Genomic DNA, 21,402 nt, shown 5'->3' with positions numbered 1-21,402 from the left:
AATTTGAGGTAACAATTGAGCAAGCTCTTATATGAGTACGTTAACATAATCCTCTGCTTTTCCTACAGTGCACCATTTGGGCGTCCCCGCCTGCGCTATACTCCCCTCAAGAAGTGTTCCTGATTCGATAGGAGACTACATGTCCAAAGCACTCGACCCCAAAGACACCTGCGTCCTCGTTACCGGCGGCGCCGGCTTTATCGGCTCGCATACCGTCGTTCAGCTGCTCGAGGGCGGCTACCAGGTTGTCGTCGTCGATGACCTCTCCAACTCCAGCGCCGTTGCCATCGACCGCGTCAAGACCATCGTGGGCGACGAGGCCGCCAAGAACCTCACCTTCTACGAGGCCAACGTGCTCGACCGCGACGCGATGAACAAGATCTTCGATACCCACCAGATCGACCGTGTCATCCACTTTGCCGGCTTTAAGGCCGTTGGCGAGTCGGTAAGCAAGCCCGTCGAGTACTACCACAACAACATCGAGAACACCCTGGTGCTCATCGATGTCATGCGCAACCACGGCTGCAAGTCCATCATCTTCTCGAGCTCTTCGACCGTCTACGGCGATCCGGACAATCCGCCTGTCACCGAAGAGGACCCCAAGAAGCCCGCGACCAACCCCTATGGTTGGACCAAGTGGATGATTGAGCAGATCCTCATGGACGTCCACACCGCCGACCCCGAGTGGGACGTCGTGCTGCTCCGTTACTTCAATCCCATCGGCGCCCATCCGTCGGGCCTGATTGGCGAGGACCCCAAGGGTATCCCCAACAACCTGGTGCCTTACGTCGCCCAGGTCGCCGTCGGTAAGCTCGAGGCTGTTCAGGTCTTTGGCAACGATTACCCCACCCCCGACGGCACCGGCGTGCGCGACTACATCCACGTGTGTGACCTGGCATCTGGTCACGTGGCCGCCCTCAACTGGATGAACGGCAAGACCGGCGTCGAGATCTTTAACCTGGGCACCGGCACCGGCACCTCGGTACTCGAGGTCGTCGCTGCTTTCTCCAAGGCCTGCGGCAAGGAGCTGCCCTATGTGATCCGCGAGCGCCGCGCCGGCGACATCGCCGCCAACTGGTGCGATGCCTCCAAGGCCGAGCGCATGATGGGCTGGAAGGCCCAGTACGATATCGCGGACATGTGCCGCGACAGCTGGAATTGGCAGAGCCACAACCCCAACGGCTTCGCCGACGCCGAGTAGCAAAAACCTACATACCGTTCTTGCCCCGATCTCACGATGTGAGACCGGGGCTTTTTCATGACGCGTAACCATTCACCAAAATACTTCCAACTTTTTTATCTTGCCTGTACATGTTTAAACAACATGTTTTACAATAGGCGTATCGAATCAGAACATCGGAGGCGGACTGCACACCCATCGGCAGGCCGACCCCACAACAAGAAGGTTGGTGAGCGCATTCATGGAGCGTGCAAGCGGCGTCCTCATGCCCGTCTCATCTCTGCCCGGACCATACGGAATCGGCGGCTTTGGCTGGAATGCCTACGACTTCGTCGATTTTCTCGCCTCGTGCAAACAACATTACTGGCAGATTCTGCCCCTTACGACGACCAGCTATGGCGATTCGCCCTATCAGTCGTTCTCGGCCCGCGCAGGCAACCCCAACTTTATCGACTTTGCCGAGCTTATCGAGGCAGGGTATCTGGAGCAGCGCGATATCGATGGCGTGTATCTGGGATCCGACCCCAGCAATGTCGACTACGGCGCTATCTTTGGCGGCCGCCGTCAGATTCTCGACCGCGCCGCTGAGCGCTTTGCTGCCGACAAGCCGGCCGATTTTGATGACTTTATCCAGGCCAACGAGGACTGGCTCATCCCCTACTGCGAGTTCATGACCGTCAAGGAGGAGTGCGGCCTCAAGGCATTTTGGGAGTGGCCCGCAGAGCTTCGTACCCGCGGTGAGGCCTCTGCCAAGGTCTGCGCCGCCCATCCCGCGCGCATGCTCTACCACCAGATGACGCAATACTTCTTCGATCGTCAGTGGAGCCGCCTCAAGGCCTATGCCAACGAGCGCGACATCCTGATCATCGGCGATCTGCCAATCTATGTCTCACGCGACTCCGTCGAGATGTGGGCCACGCCCGAGCTCTTTAAGATCGACGCCGCCGGTAATCCTGTGAGTGTCGCCGGCACGCCGCCCGACCAGTTCTCTGCCACCGGCCAGTACTGGGGCAATCCCATCTACGACTGGGACGCCATGGAGTCGGACGGTTTCTCCTGGTGGGAGGGCCGCATCCGCGCCGCCCTCGACATGTACGATGTCATCCGCCTGGATCACTTCCGCGGCTTCGAGGCCTATTGGGAGGTGCCGTTCTCCTCACCCGATTCGTCCTACGGCTCGTGGACGCAGGGCCCCGGCCTCAAGTTCTTCAAGACGCTCGAGGAAAAGCTCGGCACGCTACCCATCATCGCCGAAGACCTGGGCTTCCTCACCCCCGGCGTCATCGACATGCGCGACAACTCGGGCTTCCCCGGCATGAAGATCTTGCAGTTCGCCTTTGAGGGCACCAACTCGTACTATCTGCCACACAACTACATTGCCAACACCGTCGCCTATGTGGGCACCCACGACAACGAGACGGCGCGCGGTTGGTTTGAGGGAACGGCCACCCCGCGTCAGCGCGAGCAGGCGGCCCTGTACACCCACCAGCAGGCCGGCGAGCCCATGGCCGATGCACTCAACCGCACCATCGCCGCCAGCGTGAGCGATACCTGCATCTACACCATGCAAGACCTGCTCAACCTGGGCAACGAGGCGCGCATCAACACTCCCGCCACGCTGGGCGGCAACTGGACCTGGCGCATGCTCGATGGCGCCATCACCCGCGAGCTCGAGCACAAGCTCACCGACTGGACCGAAACCTACTTCCGCATCCCGTCGGAAGCCGAAATTGAGCTTCCCCAATAGGAGCCACCGCGCCCGACCCCACCCCACCGTGCGGACGCGACCGCTTTTCCCGCGCGAGGCCGCCCCAATCCCTCGCGCGGGCTTCTTTTGAATTTCTGACATGTCGTCAACTCACCACAGGAGGAAACATGCCCCGTATCAATCTTGCGGCTCTTGCCGAGCAGTCCTTTGGAACCTCGCTCGAGCAGCTCGATGACCGTCGTATTTATAAGCTGCTGGTCAAGCTCGTGCAGGAGCGCTCTGCCGATTGTCCGCTCAACAACGGCAAGAAAAAGCTCTACTACATCTCTGCCGAGTTTTTGATCGGCAAGCTGCTCATCAACAATATGATCGACCTCGGCATCTATGACGAGGTTAAGGACCAGCTCGTCGCCGCCGGCCACGACCTCAATAAGATTGAGGAGTTCGAGGTCGAGCCTTCGCTCGGCAACGGCGGCCTGGGCCGTCTGGCCGCGTGCTTCTTGGATTCCATCGCCACGCTGGGCCTTACCGGCGACGGCGTGGGCCTCAACTACCATTACGGCCTGTTCCGCCAGCGCTTTGTCGACAACCAGCAGAAGGCCGTCCCCGACGAGTGGCTCGGCGAGCAGGATATCCTGATCGATGACGACCGCTCCTACACCGTCGAGTTCGGCGACTTTGCCGTTACCTCCAAGCTCGTCAACATCGATGTGCCCGGCTACGGCCAGCCCACCAAAAACCGCTTGCGCCTGTTCGATTTGGCAAGCGTCGACGACGGCCTGGTCCCCGGCAGCTCTATTGACTTTGACAAGACCGAAATCGCCAAGAACCTCACCCTGTTCCTGTACCCCGACGATTCCGACGAGCAGGGCCGCCTGCTTCGCATCTACCAGGAGTACTTCATGGTGAGCAACGCCGCCCAGCTCCTGATTGACGAGGCCGTCGAGCGCGGCAGCAACCTGCACGACCTGGCCGACTACGCCGTGGTCCAGATCAACGACACACACCCCACCATGGTCATCCCCGAGCTCATCCGCCTGCTCACCACCGAGCACGACATCGAGTTTGACGAGGCCGTGACCATCGTACGCTCCATGGTCGCCTACACTAACCACACGATTCTTGCCGAGGCGCTCGAGAAGTGGCCGCTCGCCAGCCTGCAGAAGGTCTCCCCCGCCATCGCCGGCATCATCGTCAAGCTCGATGAGATCGCGAAGGCCGAGCACGATGACCCGCGCGTCGCCATCATTGACGAGCACGACACCGTCCACATGGCCCACATGGACATCCACTTTGGCTTCTCCATCAACGGTGTAGCCGCCCTCCACACCAAGATCCTGGAGGACACCGAGCTTCATCCGTTCTACGAGATCTATCCCGAGAAGTTCTCCAACAAGACCAACGGCATCACCTTCCGCCGCTGGATCCATGGGGCCAACCCCGCGCTCGCCAGCCTGCTCGACGATGTAATCGGCACCGACTGGCGCAGCACCGGCGATCTGAGCAAGCTCGCCAAGTTCGCCGACGACAAGGATGTTCTTGAGCGCCTGGCCGCTACCAAGGTCGAGGCCAAGACCATCATGCGCCAGTTCATGGCGCTCGAGCAGGGCGTGACCATTCCCTCCAACGCCATCATCGACGTTCAGGTCAAGCGTATCCATGAGTACAAGCGCCAGCAGATGCTCGCGCTCTACATCATCTGGAAGTATCTCGACATCAAGAACGGCAACAAGCCCGAGCACCCCGTCACCATCATCTTTGGCGGCAAGGCGGCACCTGCCTACACCATCGCCCAAGACATCATTCACCTGATCCTGACGCTTTCCCAGTGGATCGCCAACGACCCCGACGTGGCTCCCTACCTGCAGGTCGTCATGATCGAGAACTACAACGTCACCGCCGCCGAGCGCGTGATTCCCGCTGCCGACATCTCCGAGCAGATCAGCCTGGCCTCCAAGGAGGCGAGCGGTACCTCCAACATGAAGTTCATGCTCAACGGCGCCTTGACCCTGTGCACGCTCGACGGCGCCAACGTCGAGATTGCCGAGCTCGTGGGCGACGAGAACATCTATACCTTTGGCGCCTCGTCCAAGCAGGTCGAGCAGCTCTACGCCGACGGCACCTATGACGCCGGCGCGCTCTACCGCAAGCCCGGCATCAAGCTGCTAGTGGACTTCATCACCAACCCCGCCTTTATGGCGACCGGCAACGCGGAGCGCCTGCAGCGTCTGCACGACGACATTAAGGGCAAGGACTGGTTTATGGCCCTGCTCGACATTGAGGAATACATCCAGACCAAGGAGCGCGTGCTGGCCGACTACGAGGACCAGGATGTCTGGATGCGCAAGGCGCTGATCAACATCGCCAACGCCGGCACCTTCTCGTCCGACCGTACGATCTCCCAGTACAACGACGAGATTTGGCACCTGGACTAACCCATTCCCCTTACCCATCCTCTTGAAAGCGGAGTCGTGGCAACACGGCTCCGTTTTTTGTGCCTGCGTGTTGCCCGTGGCCCACCTCGACCAAACAATCTCGATCTGTAACACCTAACCGGCAAAATTGGGTCTATCTGTTACAGATCAAGACAAACAGAATTGTCCCGATGAACTGTCTCAATCTGTAACAGATAACCGCTGGAATCGGGTCTACCTGTTACAGAACGAGACAGACGGGCAAGGCCGCTAAAACAATCTCAATCTGTAACAGGTAACTGTCGAAATCAGCCTCTCGTGTTACGGATTGAGATGGAAGGACGGGCAGCTCAACAACATCTCAACTTGTAACACCTAGGCCCAATTTGGCCCTCCTCCTGTTACAGATCAAGACAAACTGACAGATGGACAACCCCAACACAAAGAAAGGCTCCCCTCTCGCCCAGTGGACGGGAGGGGAGCCTTATATGTGACCACGGCAAAAGGATGGCAAAGCCGCAGTCGCCCAAAGGGAGGGCCTGGATGCACCGGGCCTAGATAAGGTTCTTGCCAGACACCTTATCGAAGAGATGGGTCGCGTTCTTCTCGAACTTGAACCAGATGGGGTCGCCCGCCTTGAGCGCACCCTTGGCCTCAAGGTCGACAACGGGAATGATCAGGACGAACTGGCCATCGGGAGCAGTCACGTGGACGTGCTCGGTCGAACCCATGAGCTCAGTCACCTCGACGGTGCCCTGGAGCGCACCCTCCTCGTCCTTGTCGGCAAGCAGGATCTGCTCGGGGCGCACGCCGGCCGTGATCTCCTTCACGTCGCCGCCGTCCCAGTTGAGAGCAAGCTGAGCGCAGGTCTCGGGGGCGAGCGCCACGTTCATATCCTCGGTCTTGACGGTGAAGCCGTTGCCCGAGCGCACCAGCTGGGCATCGAAGAAGTTCATCTGCGGCACGCCGATAAAGCCGGCGACGAAGATGTTCGCGGGATGGTTGAAGACCTCCTGCGGGGTGGCGATCTGCTGGACGACGCCGTCCTTCATGACCACGATGCGATCGCCGAGGGTCATGGCCTCGGTCTGGTCGTGGGTGACGTAGATGAACGTACCCTTGATCTCGTGGCGCAGCTTAATGAGCTCGGCACGCATCTGGTTACGAAGCTTGGCGTCCAGGTTGGACAGCGGCTCGTCCATCAGGAAGACCTTGGGGTCACGAACGATAGCGCGGCCGATGGCGACGCGCTGGCGCTGGCCGCCCGAAAGCGCCTTGGGCTTACGGTCGAGGTACTCGGTAATACCCAAGATCTCGGCGGCGGAGCGAACCTTGCGGTCGATCTCGTCCTTGGGAACCTTCTTGAGCTCAAGCGTAAACGCCATGTTCTCGTACACCGTCATATTGGGGTACAGAGCATAGCTCTGGAACACCATGGCGATGTCGCGGTCCTTGGGCGCCACGTCGTTGACGCGCTTGCCGTCGATGAGCACGTCACCGGAGGTAATGTCCTCCAGGCCGGCGACCATACGCATCGTCGTGGACTTACCGCAGCCAGAGGGGCCAACGAGGACGATGAACTCCTGGTCGTGAACGGTGAGGTTGAAGTCCTCTACAGCGAGCACACCGTCCTCGGTAACCTTGAGGTTGTGCTTCTTCTCCTCGGTCTTCTTCTTTTTGCCAAAGAAGCCCTTCTTTTTGGACTCGTTGTTGGGATACACCTTCTGAACATGTTTGAGAACGATCTCGGCCATGTCTTTACCTTTCGATATGCGGCGCCACGCTGAGGGGCGCCGCAGAAACTTGCAAAACAGTTACGGCATCAGCCCTTGACGGCACCTGCCACCACGCCGTCGATGATGTACTTCTGGCAGAAGATGTACATGATGACGATGGGGACAACGACCATCATGATGCAGGCCATCATGGGGCCGAGCTCGACGTGGCCATAGCCGCCACGGAAGTACTGGATCAAGATAGGAATGGTCTTGTACTTGGTGGAGTCAAGGGTGAGGTAGGGCAGCAGGTAGTCGTTCCAGACCCACATGGTCTCGAGGATGCCAACCGAAAGATAGGTGGGCTTCATGATGGGAAGGACAATCTTAAAGAACACCTGGACCGGGTTGCAGCCGTCGATCATGGCCGCCTCCTCAATCTCGAGCGGGATGTTCTTTACAAAGCCGGCGAACATAAAGACCGCCAGACCCGCGCCAAAGCCCAGATAGATAAAGCAGATGTTGAACGGCGTGTTAAAGCCGATGCGGTCCGCCAAATTGGACAGCGTGAACATCAGCATCTGGAACGGCACGACCATCGAGAACACGAACAGGTAATAGAAGAAGTTCGAGATCTTGTTATTGACGCGCACCACGTACCAGGCGCACATGGAGCAGCACACCAGAATCAGCACGACCGACGTGACCGTGATGATGAGCGAATACATAAACGCCGAGGCAAAGCCCTGCTCGTTCAGAGCGTGCACGTAGTTTGCGAGGCCGTTGAACGTCTCGGGCGTGAGCAGATCGAACGCCGTGGTGGTGCTGATTGCGGTCCCCTTCTTAAAGGAATTGAGCGCAATCATGAACACGGGGTAGATCCATGCGAGCGACAGGATCGTAAAGAAGATCGAGAGCGCGCGGTTAATAGCCTTATCGCGTTTCATTACTGCTGCACCTCCTTGGACCTCGTGGCCTTAAGCTGGATCATAGAAATAGCGACAACCAGGATGCAGAAGATAACTGCCTTGGCCTGACCGATGCCCTGCCATGCGATGCCAGCACGCGAATAGAACGTGTTGTAGATGTTCAGGGCGAGCATCTCGGTGGAGTGCGCCGGGGCGCCACCGGTAAGGGCGAGGTTCTGGTCGAACAGCTTAAAGCCGTTGGTGATGGACAGGAACAGGCAGATGGTGATGGTCGGCATCAGGTTGGGGATCTTAACCTTCCAAAACGTCTGCCATGCCGTAGCGCCATCGACCTTGGCGGCCTCGATGTAGTCGGACGGAATGGACTGCAGACCGGCGATGTAGATGATCATCATGTAGCCGACCTGTTGCCACAGGGTCAGGATGATAAGGCCCCAGAAGCCAGCGGCGGAGTTGAGGGCGATAAGCTGGGCACCCACGTTGGAGAGCAGGCAGTTGATCAGAATCTGCCAAATGTAACCCAGTACAATGCCGCCAATCAGGTTAGGCATAAAGAAAATCGTACGGAAGATGTTGGTGCCCTTGAGCGCCTTGCGAGTGAGCGCCTGCGCAATGGCCAGCGCGATCACGTTGATGAGCACCGTCGACAGGAAGGCAAACGCCACGGTAAAGAAGAACGACGTGGAGAACTGCGGATCGGACAGCGCGCGCACGTAGTTCTCGATACCGACAAAGTGCGCGTTATTGATGGTAATAAACTGGCAGAACGAGAGATAGAAACCCTGGATAAAGGGAATCACGAACCCGATCATAAACGCCAGGCACGTGGGCAGCATAAAGAGCGGCCACCAGCGCTTGAGTGCTTTGCCCATAGAAGGGTCCTTTCAATATGCAGGGGGCGGGCAAACCTACGTCTGCCCGCCCCCTGTCGCTAATCAGATAGCTTGGGCAGCAACTGCTTACTCGGAAGCAGCCTTCTCGGTCTTCCAGCCATCGACGAAGGCGTTCTTGACGCCGTCCCACTTGGTGTTGTCGGCAGCATAAGCGATGAGAGCCTGCTTGAGGTTCTTCTTCCACTCCTCGGAGGGGATGTAAACGAAGTCCCAAGCGACGGTCTTCTTGCCGTCCTTGGCCATAGCAACGGCCTGCTGAGAGAAGACGTTGGTGGTCTCCTTAGCGCTCTTGAACGGGGCGGTCAGACCCATCTTGTCAGCGATGATGCTGGTGGCGGTGTCAGAAGTGACGCACCAATACATGAAGTCCTCGGTGGCCTTCTGGGCATCCTCGGAAGCCTGGGAGCTGACGCACCAGTAGTTCTCGCCGCCGGAGCACAGGCCCTGGTTCTCCTCGCCGTCGACGCCGATGTAGATCGGCAGCATGCCGAGCTGGTCGTCGGTCATACCGGCCTTGGTGAGGTCGGCGTAGGCCCAAGAGCCGTTCTGATAGAAGACGGCCTTGCCGGTTGCGAACTCGTTGGTGGCGTCGTCACCGGTCTTGGAGGCGAGCTGCGAAGGATCGCAGGTGGAGTCGGTGATGTACAGGTCGAAGATCTGCTTAAAGTTGTCGAGATACTCGCCCTTGATCTCGTCGTCCTCCTGATTGTGCTCCTTCTCGAACTCGTAGTAGAGCGGGAGGTTGGCGAGGTGCGTGGTGTAGCGCCAGCTGGAGGAGTCATCCATACCGGCGGAAGTGAAGGCACCGTCAACGCCGAGCTCGTCCTTGCGGGCCTGGATGTCATCGGCGCAAGCCTTCAGCTTGTCGAAGGAGTTGATGTCCTCCGCCTTGTAGCCGGCCTTCTCGAGGAGCTCCTTGTTGTAAATGATGCCGTAGCTCTCCTGAACCCAGTCGATACCCAGATCCTTGCCGTCGGACTGCAGCGCCAGGGAGTCGTCGATGAGCTCGCCGCGGAGCTTGGTGTCGGAAAGATCGGCGCAGTAGTCCTTCCAGTTCTTAAGGCCGGTGGGGCCGTTGACCTGGAACAGCGTCGGAGCGGAGCTCTTGGACATCTCGGACTTGAGCTTCTCCTCGTAGGTGTTGGAGGCGGCGGTCACGATCTTGACCTCGACGCCCTTCTCCTTCTTGTACGCCTTGGCGATCTCCTTCCACTCCTTGTCGACCTCGGGCTTGAACTGGAGGAAGTAGACCTCGGCAGCGTCACCAGAAGCAGAGGAGCCAGAGCCGGCAGAACCACCGCAGCCCACGAGGCCCAGACCAAGAACCGCAGCCGCGGAACCAGCAAAGCCCAGGAACTGCCTTCTGCTCATTTCGTTCTTCATTACAATCCACCCTTTCACACCGTGGCGGCACCCTTTGCCGCCGCCTTCGGAGATTGGCTCGGGGACTTTGCCCCTTTTGCTGACTTGTACAATACGCTATTTGGCTAGTTGTTTGAACAAGTATTACTAGAGCGGTAGAAAAACTTCGGTGAACGGTAATTTCAACTTGATACTTGACAAGTTTTGTATAAACAATTATTTGTTATCGAATGCAGAGAAAACGCCCGATCAAGCCGATGCATCGTCGGTTTGACCGGGCGTTTTCGCTTTGAGGGCATGAGTCTCGTCAGGCTGCGAGCTAGCCGGCTATCGCTTGGAATTGACGCGGTAATGGAAGATCTCGGGGTGTGTGCGGGCATGCGTGACCTCGAACAAGATGCCGTCCGAGGTGTACGACTGGCTCTCCATAACGGCGACGCAGTTGTACTTGCCGAGGTCCAGATAGCTGCAGTCTTCATCGTTGGCGAGCTCGACACTCACCGTACGGCGGCTCGCCATCACTTTGACGCCGCGCTTGTGCTCCAGATAGCCGTAGATAGAATCCGCCGCGATCTCGGGGGTCAGGCCCTTGGCGATCGACGCCAAAAAGTGGCCATGGTCCACTTGGCGCGCGCTGCCGTTGAGGCTTCGGACACGCACTACGCGAATCAGCTCCTCGCCCACCTTAAAGCCCAGGCGACGAGAGAGTTGCTCAGTGCAAATCAAATGTTCAAAAGACTTGACCTCGGTCGATGCGACGGCATTGTTGCGTTTTGCGAACTCGCCAAACGACTCAACCTCTTCGAGTGCGCCCAGCATGTCGGTTTCGCCCTTAAGCCAAATAACGCGCACGCCCTTACCGTGTATAGGCTGCACAAACATCTGGTCGGCCAGCATGCTCAAGGCGCGTCGAACGGTATTACGCGTGCAGCCAAACTCCGCGGTCAGCTCGGCTTCGGTTGGCAGCATCTCCTGAAACGCATAGGTCCCGTTGATGATGCGCGAACGGATCTCGCGGTAGATTCCTTCGTAAATCGCTTTTGGCATGATTTCACCTCTAATGAATATGTATGGCTAGGCACGATAGCATTTCTTTGGGTTGTTTAAACCGTCTATCGGCAAAGCACCGATTATTAACTGTCAACGGCGCCCGTGATGCTCCAATCGATTCGAATCAAAACCAACAATGCGGCGAACGCTCACTCCCCTACAATTAACTCATTGTTTAAACGTTCCACCGCAGACACGGCGGGCTTATGGTCGAGAGGCAGAATATGCTGCAAAAAATCCAACGCTTTGGCGGGGCAACGTTCGCGCCCGCCATGCTGTTTTCTATATCAGGCCTCATGGTCGGTATCTCCGCCCTCGCCACGACCGTAGACATCGTCGGCGACCTCGCCGTATACGGAACCCCTTGGTACGTTTTCTGGACCATCATCCAGCGCGGCTCGTGGACGGTCTTTAAACGTCTCCCGCTCCTTTTTGCCGTAGCGCTGCCTATCGGTCTTGCCCAAAAGCAACCGGCACGCTGCTGCCTCGAGGCACTCGTGGCCTATTTTGCCTATTGCTTCTTTTTGAGCGAGATCATTAAGCTGAGCGGAGACAACCTTGGGCTTAAGTACCCGTCGTCTTTGACCCCCGCCAGCGGTATCACCGTCATCGACGGCATCAAGACGCTCGATACCGGCATTATCGGCCCGCTGGCGGTATCGGCAACCGTCGTCGCCATCCATGACCGCTTCTACGATGCCAAGGTTCCCGATTGGCTCGGCACCTTCTCGGGTTCCTCGCTGGTCTACCTCATCAGCTTTTTTGCCGTGTTTGCCCTTGCCGCCATCTCGGCCGCCATCGTGCCCTTCGCATACGCTGTGACCGAAACGCTGCGCCACGCACTTGCGGGCGTCGGCCCCTTCGGCGTGGGCATCTTTGTGTTTTTGGAGCGAGCGCTCGAGCCCATGGGGCTGCACCATCTGCTCTATATGCCCATCTATTACGACAATCTGGTCATTCACGACGGTATTTACGCCACGTGGACCAACCTGCTCCCCATTCTCTCCCATAGCACGCGCCCTTTAAATGAACTTGCGCCCTGGGCAGGTTTTACCGCCACCGGCTGGGGCAAGCTCTTTGGCCTTCCCGCCATCGCGGCAGCATTCTATTTCACCGCCAAACCCGAACGCCGCGCCGGCCTTAAGGTCATCCTTTTGCCCGCCATCGTCGCCTCGGTGGTCTGCGGCGTCACCGAGCCGCTCGAGTTTCTCTTTATGTTCACCTATCCCGGACTCTTTTTGCTCTACGCCGTCCTGTCCTCCTGCCTTGCCATGACCATGAACTTCTTTGGCATCGTCGGCATCTTCTCGGGCGGTCTCATGGAAATGACGGCCTTCAACTTCATCCCACTCATGCGAATGCATGCCGGCTCCTACCTTTTGGCGCTCGGTATCGGTCTTGCCTTTAGCCTCATCTTTTTTGTTAGTTTTCGAGCACTCATCTTGGTCTATGACCTTAAGACGCCGGGCCGCGAGGATCATGTCTCCAATCGCGCGGCAATCGATCGTTTAACGGGAAGCGGCTTTGCCAAAGAGCAATCTCCCAATGGCGAGGTCAGTATTCAATCCGATCAAGATCACGTCCTCGCCGAGCGGGTAATTCAGCTTTTAGGTGGCGTTGGCAATATCGTGGGCGCAACCAACTGCGCCACGCGCCTGCGCGTCGAGGTCGCAGACCCTTCCATCGTTGCAGATAATGCGTCGTTTGTCGCGGTGGGCGCCAAGGGCCTCATCATTACGGGCAAGACCGCCCAGGTGATTATTGGCATCTCCGTTCCCCGCGTTAAAGAGCATTTTGACCAGATCATGGGCCTCGAGCCGGGATTTGTGCCCACCACCTCGGCCTCCCCTGCCGCCAGCGCAGCCCATAAGCGCGGCGATATCTGCTTCTTCGATATCGACGGAACACTCGCCTGGCAAGACCCTCGAGTGGCACAAGAACTTCCCGAGAGCGAGCGAGACCTCTCCCCCTATCCCAATGAAGCGGTCTCGCAAGCCATCCGTGATTTTGTCGCCAAGGGCAATATGGCGTTTATCTGCACAGGGCGCACGCTGAGCTGCATCCATCCAAAGCTGCTCGAGCTGCCCTGGACCGGCATCGTCTGCCTCGCGGGTGGCTATGTCGAACTTGAGGGACACGTGATTCGCGATTTGGCGATGACGCCCGGCATGCTGCAGCGCCTTGCTCCCATTCTTGAGCAATCGGACGAAGTGATTCGTTTTGAGGGACTCAATGGCGTCGTTCGCATGAGTGCCGATGCGCCCGACGCCCCAGGATACGCCCGCACCGTGGGCGATGCAATTACGCAGCTGCAACATTACAGCGCCTACAAGATCTTAATGTCCACGTCGCTTGCCAACCGCATCGCTCAGGATCAAGCGTTTGAGCCGCTGCTCTGCTTTAACGAGCTCGAGCTCGAAGTGACCGAGATTTCGCCTCGCGAATGCACCAAGCGCGAGGGTATCCAGTCCGTACTCGACGCCCTCGATCCCCACCACGGAACCGTATACGGCATCGGCGACGCCAGCAATGACGTCTCGCTGATGAACGCCGTCGACGTTGGCATCGCCATGGGCAACGCACCGGACTTCCTCAAGGAAAAGGCCGACTATGTCACCGACAGCATCGACCACGACGGCGTCGTCACCGCGCTCGAACACTTTGGGCTTATCTAGCCAAGCCCCTACCGCACTTGCGGCCGCATGGACCAATCGTCTTCAACCGCCGCGCTCGACGCCCTAATGTGGCAATATGTTGTCTGCATAATGCAACGATGCAACCTATCAAAGAATGCGAGAACCCGTGTCCAGTCCGTTTACCAGCTTTTTAGCCCAGCACTTTGACCAGATTAACGACTATCTGGCCACGTTCTTTGACGGACAGGCGACTTCCGCCGATATCGAGCGCTACCTGTATACCCCGCTCTCGGCATTTACGGCAAACGCTGGCAAGCGCCACCGCCCGCTCATCTGCATGCTCGCCGCCACTGCGGTAGGCGGCAGCTTTGAGAGCGCCCGCAGCGCAGCGGCGGCCATCGAGCACTTTCAGTCGGGCGCACTCATCCACGACGACATCGCCGACAACGGGCAGATTCGTCGCGGCAAGCCCTGCATGCACCTTACCGAGGGCACCGGTCTTGCCATCAACTGCGGTGACCTGGCGCTCACCATGGTCACCAAGACGGTTCTCGACGACCCCACACTCAACGCAGACGTGAAGCTTCGCGTGCTCCACGAGCTTACCGAGATGATCGTCCGTACCATCGAGGGCCAGGCGCTCGACCTGGGCTGGGTCCGCGACGGGCGCTTTGACATTTCGGTCGACGATTATCTGGACATGGCGACGCACAAGACCGCGTACTACAGCGGAGCGACGCCGCTTGCCGCCGGAGCCATTATCGGCGGCGGCAGCGAAGAGCAGATTGAGGCACTGCGCGCCTTTGGGCTGCACACGGGCCTTGCCTTCCAGATTCAAGACGACCTGCTCAACTTGATCGGCACCAAGGAGGCCGCCAACAAGGACTTCCGCACCGATATCACCGAGGGCAAGCGCACCCTCGTTGCCGTGCATGCCCTGTCAGACGAGCGCTATCACGACGAGATCGAGGCAATCCTTTCCTCGGGCACCGAGGACCCTGCGCAGCTCGCACGCGCCGTGGAGATCTTCCAGGAGACCGGCTCCATCGATTACGCCCACACCTATGCGCTCGACCTGACCGCCAAGGCCAAGGCCGCTATCGAAGGCGTCGAGCTCGACCCGCATGCGCGCGAGCTCTTCCTCTCAATGGCAGATTTCTTTGTGGAGCGCCTTAACTAGCGGGGGTCATAAAACCTGTGGGCAGCGAGTTTGGGTACAAGTTGCTACACTATTGAGTGCATGTTTATAAATTGTCTCGCGTTGTCTATCCGACACACGCTCAAAATAGTACGAATGGTACGCCGAAAGGGGTTCGTTCATGGAACCTATTACCACGGGCATGCAGGGAGCAGCCGTCGAGGACGTCCAGTCCCGCCTTCTGCAGCTCGGCTATACAATCGATGGCGCCGAGGTTGTCGACAAGCGCTTTGGCACCACCACCGAGCAGGCCGTCAGCACCTTCAGGCTCGACAGCGGCCTTGCTGCCGGTCATGCCGTCGATATCTCCTGTTGGAGCGCCCTGGTCGACGCCTCGTATAAGCTGGGCGACCGCACTCTGTATCTGCGCATGCCCAATTTCCATGGCGCCGATGTGCAGGCCCTGCAGCGCGCTCTCAACGTTTTGGGCTTTGCCTGCGGCGAGGACGACGGCTACTTTGGTCCGCATACCGAGGCCGCCCTGCAGCAGTTCCAGGAAAATGTCGGCCTGTTTGCCGACGGCATGGCCTTCCAGGACACCTACGCCTACATCAACCGCCTGCACCATGTGTGGGAGGGCAAGCCCTCGGTCACCGAAGCCGAGTCCCGCATCGGTTTTGCTCGCGCCGCCAACGTGCTCGAGCGCTTCCAGATCGCCGTTATCGGTGAGGACCCCATCGCACGCAGCGTTGCTTCGCGCATGTGGAACATCGCCACGGCAACGACCGACAACAGCGGCATGATGCTCTGCGACTCCGAGGTCCCAACCGACGTTGACCTGGTGCTCGAGATCGCAAGCGACGAGCTGCCCGCCGACGCCGCGCCACGCGCCACGATTGCCCTCGCCGAGTGCCACAACCTGGCCCAGCGCATCCGCACCGCCAATGTCGCCGCGCAGCAGAAGCCGGCTCGCATTCGCATTGAGCTCACGGGCATGACGCGCTACAACGGCACCTTCACGGCCAGCGACGCGCAGACGCTCGCCGTACGCCTACTCGACGGCGTTTGCGATGCCCTCGCAGATTAGGTAAACTAGACGAGTTGCTTTTGGGCAACACCACACATTGGGACGTAGTTCAACGGTAGAACTCCGGTTTTTGGTGCCGGCTGTTGGGGGTTCGAATCCCTCCGTCCCAGCCATTAAAACTGAGCGCCCTGAGCCCATAACGGCCCAGGGCGCTTTCTTGTGGGCAAGCGGAGAGATTCGAACCCGCAAGGGTGCGGAGCTGAGGAAACGCGAAGCGTTTTCTAGCGCAGCACGCAAGGAGCGAAGCGACACAGCGGGGCGCGGCCGCCGAAAAGGCGGACGCGGAATCCCACCGTCCCACATCAGCCCAGTTCCGAAAAGCGAGCCGCCATCTACAAAGTGCCGTGTGGCCCCGGCCGGCCGGGCATTAAGTTTGTCGCGAGTTCCGCACGCAAAGAAGGCCACTTAATGTGGCCTTCGTCTTGCGCAGGACTGTAGAGCAGCAAACTTAATGCCCGGCCCGCCGGGGCCACACGTCCCTAATTGTTGAGCATGCGGTCGAAGCTTCCCGAGTCGCCATCCCGATAGTCGGCGGTCATCAGAATCTCCTGCGGAATTCGTCCGCCCTCACGCAGCACGTTGCGGAACTGCACGCGCGTGACCATGGGCAGGTCCTTGATCGTAGCGGCCAGGTTCTGCGGCACGCCCTGGTTGGCAGCCGCGGGCTCGCACTCGCCGCCGGCCTTCACGCGACGCTTATGCTCGGCGAGCATGGCGCGGTACATGCCGGCATGCAGGCGAATCTCAACCACATTGGCATTGCGAGCCTGCTCGACGATGCGCGCGCCCTCGCGGTCGATATCGCCCACGTAGTAGACGTAGTTAAAGCGATAGCCGATCTCAGCCAGATAATCGTCCAGGGCATGCGAGACGCTCGCCTTGCATCCGCCGCCAAAAATCACGCCGCCCACCTTGATGCCAAAGAGCTTGGCGTGCTTGCGGCCACGCAGCAGCCTGACGATCTCGTCGTAGGTGTCCAGGTTCTCGACCATAATGAACGGCTTATCGGCGCCCAGCGTAAAGAAACCCGTAAAGTGAACGGGGCGGTTGGGGGCGACCTTAATCGCCTGCATGCTGATGCCCTTTTCGGTCATACGCCGAATTAGGCGCTCGCCGTGCTTGCCGTCAAAGGCCTTCTCATCGTTAAAAATCTGGTAGGCACGCTGGCGGCGCGAGGCAACCGGCGTATCGGCACCTCGGTTTTGCTCGATCCAAGCCTGGATGATTGCGATTTCCTCGGCAATCTTGCGGTTGGACATCTCGTTGTGCTGAGTGCGCTGCGGCGCCTTTTTGCCGTCCTTGCCCTCGACCTTAACAATTTGAGTCTGCTGCTCCTTGATCTTAGAGAGCGCCGTAGGCGTAGGGACAACTTTGAGCAGCTGCCTGCCCAAAACGCGGGCAAGGGCAAACGCCGATACCTCGCCGTGGACGGCCGACTCGGGCTGCTGGGTAGCACTATCAGCCGCGGCAGGCTCAGCCTGTGCATGAGGCTTACGCTTGGAATCTGCCCGGGTATTACGTTCCTGCTTGGGCGCAGACGAGCGCTTTTGCGGACGATCGGACTTGGCCTCCTTCGCCGGCTGGCGCTTGACCTGATCCACCGGAGTCTCGGCCTTCTCATCTCCGTTTTGTGTCGCTGTCTTCTCGGCCGCGGCCTCGGCATTTGAGCCACGACCGCCGCGGTGACGACGACGGCGGGGCTTGCCTGAGGCGCTCTCCCCAGCCTGCTTATCAGCGGTCTGTTGAGCTTTGACCTCAGTGTCAGCCGCAGGCTGCGACTCGGAAGGTTGCTGCTCGCGAGCCGCCGGCTCAACGGTTTTCTCGGTTTGTTCGGCCTTCTCGGCCTGAGCGGTCGAAGCCGGCTCGCCCTTCTCCTGACGCCTTACGGGATACGCGCGCCTCGCAAAACCACGCCCGGGACGGCATGAACCCGGAGCCTTCTTGGCAGACTCCTCAACATCGTCTGCAGCCTCGGAAGGCTCTTCAACCTCATGCGCGACATCCTGCTGCGCAGCCTTAAAGTGGGCACCACGGCGACGCTGGGGCTCCTGGGCCTCCACGGGCTTTTGCTCCTTCGCGGGCCTCTGCGACTCGGCAGCAACCTCGTTCTCAACAGCCTCGGCATCCGTCTCACCCTTTTGAGCAACGGCACGACGGAAGCGCTCCTGCTGGGCGCGGCGCTGCGCATCGCGCTTGCCACCCCCGCCAAAACCGCCGCGTCCTGCCTTGGCCGTAAAGGCACGCACGACGTTCTCATCGAGCAACTCATCGGTATCGACATGCTCACGCGGAGCAGCTTCTTCCACAGCAGGCACGTCAGCGGAATCCTCGACGACAAAATCTTCGACGGACTCGGCAGGCTGCTCCTGGGCATCGCGGATCTCGACATTGATGGTATAGAACGCCGGGCGCCCGTTAATGCCGCTGCCCTCGATCTTGGTCACGATATTTGCCGCGATAAGCTCATCGCGCATCGCCTTGGTGTCGCATTCCTTATCGACGGAGCGGAAAATCTGCGCCAGCGCGCTCGACTTAATCTTGAGCGCCTTGCGGCAGAGCAGGTCGTAGGCAACCAGCTTGGCGCGCTCGGCAGAAAGCGATGTCTGGCTGCTCAGACGCTCAGCCAGAGCATCGACATTGTTTTGATTATCGGAATATACCGTCTTGGCCACGGGGCCCCTTTCATATGCACACATATACGTCCATATGGTACAACGCACGAGCCTATCCACGCAAAACATCTGCGAGAACGCCCTTGCACCACCTGTTCTCACAAGAAAAAAGACCGGGTCCGCTTGATTGCGGACCCGGTCTTTCCGAGTCAAATAGATGGGAGATTCAACCCGTCCGACCGACTAGGCCTTGGCGGCCTCGGCGTCGGCAGGAGCTTCAGCGGCAGCGGCGCGACCGTACTCGGCCTTGCCCATCTCGGACCACTCGGGCTCCTCGTCGGGCATGGAGCCGGCCTCCTTGCCGAAGAACTCCTTGAGACAGTTGACGGCAACGATGAGGCCCAGGACCATCAGCAGGACGGCGAAAACGAGCTGCAGGCCCTTGGTGGCGGCGACGGAGACGGCGGCCGTGGTGGCGGTAGCCGGGATGGTGCCGAAGAAGCCGTAAGCCTGGACAGCGGTCATGCAGCCCATGGCGCTCTGGACCAGCGAGGTGAAGGTGCAGCAGAGCAGGAAGGCGACGGGCACGTAGAGCATCCAGCCCTTGCGGCCGGTGCACTTGCAGAACACGGCGAGGGTGATCATGGTCATGCCGCCGAGCAGCTGGTTGGAAGCACCAAAGAGCGGCCAGATGTTGGCATAGCCGCCAAAGGCGAGGGCGAGACCGGGAAGCAGGGTGACGACCGTGGCGAACCAGGGGTTGCCGAGAACCTTCATGTAGCCGGCCTTGGACTCGATGGCCAGGGCGTCGTTGGTCTGGGCAAAGAACTCGGAGAACGAGGTGCGGGCGATGCGGGCGACGGCATCGAGCGAGGTCAGGGCCAGAGCGGAGACGTTCATGGTCATGAAGACGGTAGCGAGCGTGCCGTCAACACCGAAGGCCTGCATACCGCGGGAGATGCCAGCGGCGAAGATCTGGAACGGGGTGGAAGCGACGCCGGCGTTGAGGGCACCGGTGCCGGCGGTGTTCATATCGGAGAACATGATGCCGGCGACGATGATGGCAAGGATGCCGACGAAGGACTCGACGATCATGGCGCCATAACCGACCTTGACGGCGTCCTGCTCCTTCTCGACCTGCTTGGAGGAGGTACCAGAAGAAACGAGGCTGTGGAAGCCGGAGAGGGCACCGCAGGCAACGGAAACAAACAGGACCGGGAACATCATGCCAGAAGCGCTGGAGAAGCCGGTAAAGGCCGGAGCGGTGATGGTGGCCTGGCCGTTAACACCCAGGACGACGATACCGAGGACAGCGCAAACGATCATAACGATCATCATGATGGAAGTGAGGTAGTCACGCGGGGTCTTGAGCATCTGGATGGGCATAGCGCCAGCGAAGACCAGGTAGACCATGACGACGGCGAACCACTGGAACTTATCCAGGTAGACCGGGAACTGCATACCGACGGCAAACATGAGAACCATGAGGACCACGCCGGTGACGAACTCGGTAGCACCGGTGAGGTTGAACTTCTTCTGGGCCCAACCAAAGGCGATAGCGACGAAGGTGAACAGGATGGAGATGGTACCAGCGCAGCCGGCGGCATAGGACTTGGTGAAGTCGATGGCACCGGTAGCAGCACCAGAAGCGTCAACGGCCGGGGTGAACATGAACGTCTTGCAGACCATGTCGGTGAAGGCGGCGATGACGATGATGCAGAACAGCCAGCAGAACAGCAGGAACAGGCGACGGCCGGTCTTGCCGATGTACTTCTCGATGAGCTGAGCGAGCGACTTGCCGTTGTTCTTCATCGAAGCGTACAGAGCACCAAAGTCGTGGACGGCGCCAAAGAAGATGCCGCCGACGAGGACCCAGAGCACGACGGGCAGCCAGCCAAAGGCCATGGCGACGATCGTACCCGTGACAGGGCCAGCACCGCAGATCGAGCTGAACTGGTGCGAGAACGCGGTAAAGGCGGAGACGGGCGAGAAGCTCTTGCCGTCCTTCATGCGCTTGGCCGGCGTGAGGGCCTCTTTGTCAACGCCCCACTTGTTGGCCAGCCATCGGCCATAGCCCAGATAGCCGCAGGCGAGCACCGCCGCGGCCACAACCATGAGCAAAACTCCGTTCATTACATTTCCTCCTCTAAAAAGAACTTCTCAGACATAAAAAATGAGGGCCGTCGGTTGCGCTCGACGGCCCTCATCTTCATCAGCCGCCCGTTATCGTACGGGCTAGCTGTATGTGCTAACCCGCATCAGATAATTACTACGCTGATAATGTTTAGCTGATGCGTGAACATGTCTAAAAAATCCTCTTCAATCATGATGCGAACGATCCGTGCGTGTTCACATCCCCCAGTGGTTGAAAAAGGAGTATGAAACTTTAGTTACCTAAAGTCAACGCAAATTTGTAATGAATTTTCAACTATTTTTGAATTTCTCGGTATAAAACGCCATTGACCTCGGACTTTACCCAACAAAAGTTTTTGCATGAGAGATGCCCCTCGGGAGCGGGCGGGCGTATACAAGGTTTCCTGCTCTACAGTCCTGCTCGCACGGAGAGCACATTAAGTGCTCTCCGGCTCGTGCGGAACTCGCGATAAACCTTGTATACGCCCGCCCGCTCCCGAGGGGCATCTCTCATGCAAAAACTTTTGTTGGGTAAAGTCCGAGGT

At 59.0% G+C, this 21,402-nt stretch carries 13 protein-coding genes and 1 tRNA gene; 7 read left to right on the top strand and 7 right to left on the bottom strand.

What is annotated here, in order from left to right; genetic code table 11:
* Positions 1-139: 139 nt before the first annotated feature.
* From galE to glgP, 3 genes are all read left to right on the top strand, one after another.
* Positions 140-1,201, top strand: a complete 1,062-nt coding sequence (gene galE / locus DXD39_RS00100; protein WP_117564856.1) for a UDP-glucose 4-epimerase GalE — start codon at positions 140-142, stop codon at positions 1,199-1,201.
* Between the two features lie 208 nt (positions 1,202-1,409).
* On the top strand, positions 1,410-2,927 hold the full coding sequence (malQ, locus tag DXD39_RS00095; protein ID WP_233541060.1) for a 4-alpha-glucanotransferase: 1,518 nt from the start codon (positions 1,410-1,412) through the stop codon (positions 2,925-2,927).
* Positions 2,928-3,055: 128 nt separating this feature from the next.
* Positions 3,056-5,323: a glycogen/starch/alpha-glucan family phosphorylase gene (gene glgP / locus DXD39_RS00090; RefSeq protein WP_117802767.1), complete on the top strand. Its 2,268-nt coding sequence runs from the start codon at positions 3,056-3,058 to the stop codon at positions 5,321-5,323.
* 533 nt (positions 5,324-5,856) lie between these two features.
* On the opposite strand, the gene DXD39_RS00085 is transcribed toward glgP, so the two are convergent.
* From DXD39_RS00085 to DXD39_RS00065, 5 genes are all read right to left on the bottom strand, one after another.
* A complete protein-coding gene (locus tag DXD39_RS00085) occupies positions 5,857-7,056 on the bottom strand; it encodes an ABC transporter ATP-binding protein (RefSeq protein WP_055252176.1) in 1,200 nt (399 codons plus the stop codon).
* A 68-nt stretch (positions 7,057-7,124) separates the two neighbouring features.
* Positions 7,125-7,964, bottom strand: coding sequence for a carbohydrate ABC transporter permease (locus DXD39_RS00080; RefSeq protein WP_089573621.1), 840 nt, complete (start codon positions 7,962-7,964; stop codon positions 7,125-7,127).
* A complete protein-coding gene (locus DXD39_RS00075; protein WP_055252174.1) occupies positions 7,964-8,818 on the bottom strand; it encodes a carbohydrate ABC transporter permease in 855 nt (284 codons plus the stop codon). The genes DXD39_RS00080 and DXD39_RS00075 overlap by 1 nt, the downstream gene beginning before the upstream one ends.
* 87 nt (positions 8,819-8,905) lie before the next feature.
* Entirely contained in the window at positions 8,906-10,222 is a 1,317-nt protein-coding gene (locus DXD39_RS00070) for an ABC transporter substrate-binding protein (protein WP_055252173.1), read from the bottom strand.
* A gap of 306 nt (positions 10,223-10,528) precedes the next feature.
* The gene (locus DXD39_RS00065; protein ID WP_117802766.1) at positions 10,529-11,248 is read right to left on the bottom strand and encodes a GntR family transcriptional regulator; all 720 of its coding nucleotides are present in this window, start codon (positions 11,246-11,248) and stop codon (positions 10,529-10,531) included.
* A gap of 275 nt (positions 11,249-11,523) precedes the next feature.
* Between DXD39_RS00065 and DXD39_RS00060 the strand changes: the two genes are divergently transcribed.
* The 4 genes from DXD39_RS00060 (at position 11,524) to DXD39_RS00045 (ending at position 16,225) form a co-directional block, all read left to right on the top strand.
* Positions 11,524-13,926 carry a PTS transporter subunit EIIC gene (locus tag DXD39_RS00060; protein WP_158565363.1) on the top strand — a complete coding sequence of 801 codons (2,403 nt, stop codon included), beginning with the start codon at positions 11,524-11,526 and terminating at the stop codon, positions 13,924-13,926.
* 127 nt (positions 13,927-14,053) lie between these two features.
* Entirely contained in the window at positions 14,054-15,067 is a 1,014-nt protein-coding gene (locus DXD39_RS00055; RefSeq protein WP_089573618.1) for a polyprenyl synthetase family protein, read from the top strand.
* Positions 15,068-15,206: 139 nt separating this feature from the next.
* On the top strand, positions 15,207-16,112 hold the full coding sequence (locus DXD39_RS00050; protein ID WP_199572190.1) for a peptidoglycan-binding protein: 906 nt from the start codon (positions 15,207-15,209) through the stop codon (positions 16,110-16,112).
* A gap of 38 nt (positions 16,113-16,150) precedes the next feature.
* A tRNA-Gln gene (locus DXD39_RS00045) sits at positions 16,151-16,225 on the top strand.
* A gap of 366 nt (positions 16,226-16,591) precedes the next feature.
* Here DXD39_RS00045 and DXD39_RS00040 read toward each other — a convergent pair.
* Complete coding sequence (locus DXD39_RS00040) at positions 16,592-18,784, bottom strand: hypothetical protein (RefSeq protein WP_158565361.1); 2,193 nt, start codon at positions 18,782-18,784, stop codon at positions 16,592-16,594.
* 183 nt (positions 18,785-18,967) lie between these two features.
* Positions 18,968-20,857, bottom strand: coding sequence for a carbon starvation protein A (locus tag DXD39_RS00035; RefSeq protein WP_117802763.1), 1,890 nt, complete (start codon positions 20,855-20,857; stop codon positions 18,968-18,970).
* Positions 20,858-21,402 lie beyond the last annotated feature (545 nt).

The organism is Collinsella sp. TM04-29 (genome assembly GCF_003466565.1).
In the GTDB taxonomy this organism is placed as follows: Bacteria; Actinomycetota; Coriobacteriia; order Coriobacteriales; family Coriobacteriaceae; genus Collinsella.
Note: the sequence above shows the minus strand (reverse complement) of the source record. Positions and strands in the feature narration are given on the sequence as shown.

What these genes read in the sequence shown, in the direction of transcription:
- DXD39_RS00060 (WP_158565363.1), top strand. Translation starts at nt 11,524, where the DNA reads ATGCTGTTTTCTATATCAGGCCTCATGGTCGGTATCTCCGCCCTCGCC.
- DXD39_RS00065 (WP_117802766.1), bottom strand. Translation starts at nt 11,248, where the DNA reads ATGCCAAAAGCGATTTACGAAGGAATCTACCGCGAGATCCGTTCGCGC.
- DXD39_RS00075 (WP_055252174.1), bottom strand. Translation starts at nt 8,818, where the DNA reads ATGGGCAAAGCACTCAAGCGCTGGTGGCCGCTCTTTATGCTGCCCACG.
- DXD39_RS00050 (WP_199572190.1), top strand. Translation starts at nt 15,207, where the DNA reads ATGGAACCTATTACCACGGGCATGCAGGGAGCAGCCGTCGAGGACGTC.
- DXD39_RS00080 (WP_089573621.1), bottom strand. Translation starts at nt 7,964, where the DNA reads ATGAAACGCGATAAGGCTATTAACCGCGCGCTCTCGATCTTCTTTACG.
- galE (WP_117564856.1), top strand. Translation starts at nt 140, where the DNA reads ATGTCCAAAGCACTCGACCCCAAAGACACCTGCGTCCTCGTTACCGGC.
- DXD39_RS00085 (WP_055252176.1), bottom strand. Translation starts at nt 7,056, where the DNA reads ATGGCCGAGATCGTTCTCAAACATGTTCAGAAGGTGTATCCCAACAAC.
- glgP (WP_117802767.1), top strand. Translation starts at nt 3,056, where the DNA reads ATGCCCCGTATCAATCTTGCGGCTCTTGCCGAGCAGTCCTTTGGAACC.
- DXD39_RS00035 (WP_117802763.1), bottom strand. Translation starts at nt 20,857, where the DNA reads ATGAACGGAGTTTTGCTCATGGTTGTGGCCGCGGCGGTGCTCGCCTGC.
- DXD39_RS00070 (WP_055252173.1), bottom strand. Translation starts at nt 10,222, where the DNA reads ATGAAGAACGAAATGAGCAGAAGGCAGTTCCTGGGCTTTGCTGGTTCC.